A 3,778-nucleotide genomic window follows, 5' to 3' on the forward strand; every position below is an offset into this window, starting at 1 on the left:
TCACTTTTTAAGTGAAATGCAGTTTAGTAAAAAATTAAGTTAATATGGGCTATAGAACTCTTTTAAATAAATTCCATGAATAATTCAGGTTTATTTATAATTTTTTTGCTATAATTAAATAAAATTTTTTAGTTTAAATTACTAAAGTCGGGGGTGGAGTGATGAACATAAGATTATATCAAGAAGCTTACTTAAATACAGAAAAAAATTTAAAGGCAAATTCAAGTATATTGTGTGCAATGATTTATGGTAGTTTGGTTAATGGTGATATTTGGGAAAAATCTGACATAGATTTTTTTGTAATAACAAAGGAACAAAATAAAAATGAAATAATACAAACAAGATATGCTAATATAAAAATAAACATTCAATACGTATCAAAGGATATATTTTTAGATCAATACAACCACTATTTAAAGGGTGGAACATTCCACAAAGCTGTTTTTAGTGGGAAGATATTGTTTTGCTTAGATGATGAATTGATGAATGTTTTAAATGAAATAAAATTTTATACAGATAGAGAAAGAAATATAAGGAATATAGAGATACTCTCAAACCTTCTTAACTCAATTCACTATGTAAATAAATATTTAGTAACACATAAATATGAAACAGCATATCAATGGTGTGTAGATCTTGTTAAATACTATGCAAGGCTTATAATGAGCATAAAGGGACATATGACAGATAAGGATATACTTACTTTTGCAGTAAATATGGACATATCGGTTAAAGCAATGTTTGGTGAATTGACAGAAGGTGGTAATCTTAAGGAAAGAGTCGAAAAAGTGTTAAAGATTGCTGAGGATTTTGTAGAAGATAATATAGAGATTTTGTGTACGCCTATTATTGAGGTATTAAAGACTACCCAAAGACCTTTATCAGTTCAGGAGATAAAAAATTTACCATTATTTAATCAAATAGAAGGTGATTTAAGTAAAGTATTAAATAAGTTGGTGGAAAAGGGAGCTATAATAGAAACAATTAGAAAATATACAACTTATGGGGAAGAATATTTAATAGATGAGATTGTATATACAGCATAGGTTGATGTATAATAACATTTGTACAAATGAATTGGGGGTAATATTATGAAAAAGATAAAGATATTTGCAGATAGTGCATGTGACTTAGATTTAGATTATATAAAGGAATTAGATGTTGAGATGATACCTATGACTGTTGCCTTTGGAGATGAAATATTTGAAGATAGAGTTACGATAACAACAAAGGAATTTTATGAAAAACTTAGGAGAATAAAGGATTTACCTAAAACTTCTCAGATACCACCTTCAAGATTTGTGGAAAAATTTAAAGAATACTTAGAAAAGGGTTATAGTATCCTTTATATAGCTTTTTCATCAAGGTTGAGTGGAACATATCAATCTGCCTGTATTGCAAAGGATATGCTTGAGTCCGATGATATTACTGTAATTGATTCTAAGGGTGCTTCTGTTGGATTAGGTCTAATTGTAAGGGAAGCAGCTTTAATGGTTAAGCAAGGTAGAACATTGGATGAGATAGTAGATAGAGTAATCTATATGAGAGATAGGATGGAGCATATTTTTGCTGTTGGAAATCTTGATATGCTAAAAAGAGGAGGAAGAATTTCAACAGCTCAGGCAGCAATAGGTACTCTATTAAATGTAAAACCAATTTTACAGTTTAGTGATGGGTATATAATTCCTTATGATAAAGTAAGAGGAGAAAAGGGAATTATAAAAAAGATTATAGAAACTATGAAGGAAAGAGGATACGACCTTGAAAATCAAGTAATTGGTATGAACTATTCAAATAATTTGGAGTTTTGCTTACAACTTAGAGATGCAATACAAAAAGAATTTAATATAAAAGAATTTGTTATATATGAAATTGGTGCAGCTATTGGAAGCCACGTTGGAGAAGGAACAACGTCAGTTTTCTTTTTAAGAAAGTAGAGGGATTATATGAAAAAACACTATCCTATTTCAGTAAATAAAAATAGTGTAGAACCTCTTTACGTACAAGTTTTTGAGGAGTTAAAAAAATTAATAGAAATAGGTACACTAAAGGAGAATGAAAAACTACCATCCATAAGAGAACTTTCAAAAAGTATAGGAGTTAATAACGTTACTGTTGTAAATGCCTATAGAATGCTTGAGCAGGAAGGTTTAGTATATTCTAAAGTTGGAAGTGGTACCTTTGTTAGAGGCAAAGGAATAATAAAACAAGAGATTGAGTTAAAAAGAGAATATAAAATAAATGAAGATGTAAAAATTAATCTATCTAATTCAATGCCAAATCCAAACTACTTTCCTGTAGAAGAATTTAAAAACGTTATAAACGAAGTTTTAGATAGGGATGGAGGATTTGCATTTACGTATCAAGAACCAAAGGGTTATTTTCCTCTTAGAGAAAGCCTGCGTGAATATTCAATGGAGGTTGGCATAGAAGTCAATATAAATGATATAAATATTATATCGGGAGCACAGCAGGGAATAGATATTATTTCAAAGACACTTTTAAAGTTTGGAGATAATGTTGTCGTAGAATGCCCAACATATACAGGAGCAGTTGCAGTTTTCAGATCAAGAGGAGCTAATGTTATTGAAGTACCTATTGAAAGGGATGGAATTAATTTAGAGGTTTTAGAGGATGTTGTTAAAAAGAATAAAATAAAATTACTATATATAATGACAAACTTCCAAAACCCTACTGGATACACGTATTCAGAGGATACAAAATTAAGTCTTATATATTTAGCAAACAAATATGGATTCTACATAATTGAAGATGATTATATGTCGGAATTAAGATTTTATGGTGAAAACACTCTTCCTATAAAGTCTATTGATAAAAATAATAGAGTTATTTATTTAAAGAGCTTTTCTAAGATTTTTATGCCGGGAATAAGATTAGGATATATTATTTCACCAAACAATATGAGCATGGATATTCAGAGTGTAAAATATTCAACAGATATTTCAACTTCAGGACTTATGCAGAGGGCCTTTGACTTATATATAAGGAAAAGGCTATGGCATAAACATATAAGCTTTTTAGTAGAAAAATATAAGGATAAATATGATTTTGTTGTTGAATACATTAAAGAGAATGTCAACTTTATAGATTTTATAGAGCCTAAAGGTGGTATAAATCTTTGGTGTAGAACAGATATGGACTCTTCAATATATGCAAGCCTATTAAAGGATGAAGGAATAACAATTGCACCTGGAAGTGCCTTCTATTTAGATGAGATAAATACCAATTATTTTAGAATGAGCTTTGGCACCTGCAGTAAAGAAGAATTGAAATTTGCATTAGATAAAATGGGTGAAGTATATTTTAGAAGTAAAAAGGGTAATATTTTTAATTTTATATAATAAAAAGTGCCTTGAAACAAAAGTTCTTGGCACTTTTTATGTATAGAATTACTTATTTATTGCTTCGTTTAGATCCTTCACCATAGCTTCAACATCGATACCGTGAGCAAGAGCACCTTGTTCAAGTGTTTCGAATCTTGCAGCCATACAGCCTAAGCAATGCATTCCATACTTAAAGAATACATCTGCTGTTTCAGGATATTTGTTAACTATTTCAATTATTCCCATATCCTTAGTTATCATTATTTACACCTCCAACATTGATAAATTTCTTTAAATATATTATCATATTAAATTGATAATTACAAATATGTTTATATTAAAACAGAGATTTCGCATCTAATTTCCAGTAAAGCTTTTTTCTTTATAGGAAATTAGATTTTTTCTATTTTATTGAAATTTTGGAAGGGAAAAAG

General features: G+C 29.1%; 4 protein-coding genes. 3 read left to right on the forward strand and 1 reads right to left on the reverse strand.

From position 1 onward, the window contains the following. Nucleotides 1-161 precede the first annotated feature (161 nt). The 3 genes from BUB63_RS12760 to pdxR are packed head-to-tail and all read left to right on the forward strand — an operon-like array spanning nucleotide 162 to nucleotide 3,362. Nucleotides 162-1,046: a nucleotidyltransferase domain-containing protein gene (locus tag BUB63_RS12760; protein WP_073250330.1), complete on the forward strand. Its 885-nt coding sequence runs from the start codon at nucleotides 162-164 to the stop codon at nucleotides 1,044-1,046. 45 nt (nucleotides 1,047-1,091) lie between these two features. After that, entirely contained in the window at nucleotides 1,092-1,937 is an 846-nt protein-coding gene (locus BUB63_RS12765; RefSeq protein ID WP_073250333.1) for a DegV family protein, read from the forward strand. Between the two features lie 9 nt (nucleotides 1,938-1,946). Beyond that, nucleotides 1,947-3,362, forward strand: a complete 1,416-nt coding sequence (gene pdxR, locus BUB63_RS12770) for a MocR-like pyridoxine biosynthesis transcription factor PdxR (protein ID WP_073250336.1) — start codon at nucleotides 1,947-1,949, stop codon at nucleotides 3,360-3,362. A gap of 48 nt (nucleotides 3,363-3,410) precedes the next feature. Here the strand turns inward: pdxR and BUB63_RS12775 are convergent, their stop codons facing one another. Further along, entirely contained in the window at nucleotides 3,411-3,605 is a 195-nt protein-coding gene (locus BUB63_RS12775) for a DUF1858 domain-containing protein (protein WP_027308054.1), read from the reverse strand. Between the last annotated feature and the right edge of the window lie 173 nt (nucleotides 3,606-3,778).

Source organism: Caloramator proteoclasticus DSM 10124, from assembly GCF_900129265.1.
Classification (GTDB): Bacteria; Bacillota; Clostridia; order Clostridiales; family Caloramatoraceae; genus Thermobrachium; species Thermobrachium proteoclasticum.

Excerpts from the sequence above, each read along its gene's own strand:
- BUB63_RS12760 (WP_073250330.1), top strand. The coding sequence starts at position 162 with ATGAACATAAGATTATATCAAGAAGCTTACTTAAATACAGAAAAAAAT.
- BUB63_RS12765 (WP_073250333.1), top strand. The coding sequence starts at position 1,092 with ATGAAAAAGATAAAGATATTTGCAGATAGTGCATGTGACTTAGATTTA.
- pdxR (WP_073250336.1), top strand. The coding sequence starts at position 1,947 with ATGAAAAAACACTATCCTATTTCAGTAAATAAAAATAGTGTAGAACCT.
- BUB63_RS12775 (WP_027308054.1), bottom strand. The coding sequence starts at position 3,605 with ATGATAACTAAGGATATGGGAATAATTGAAATAGTTAACAAATATCCT.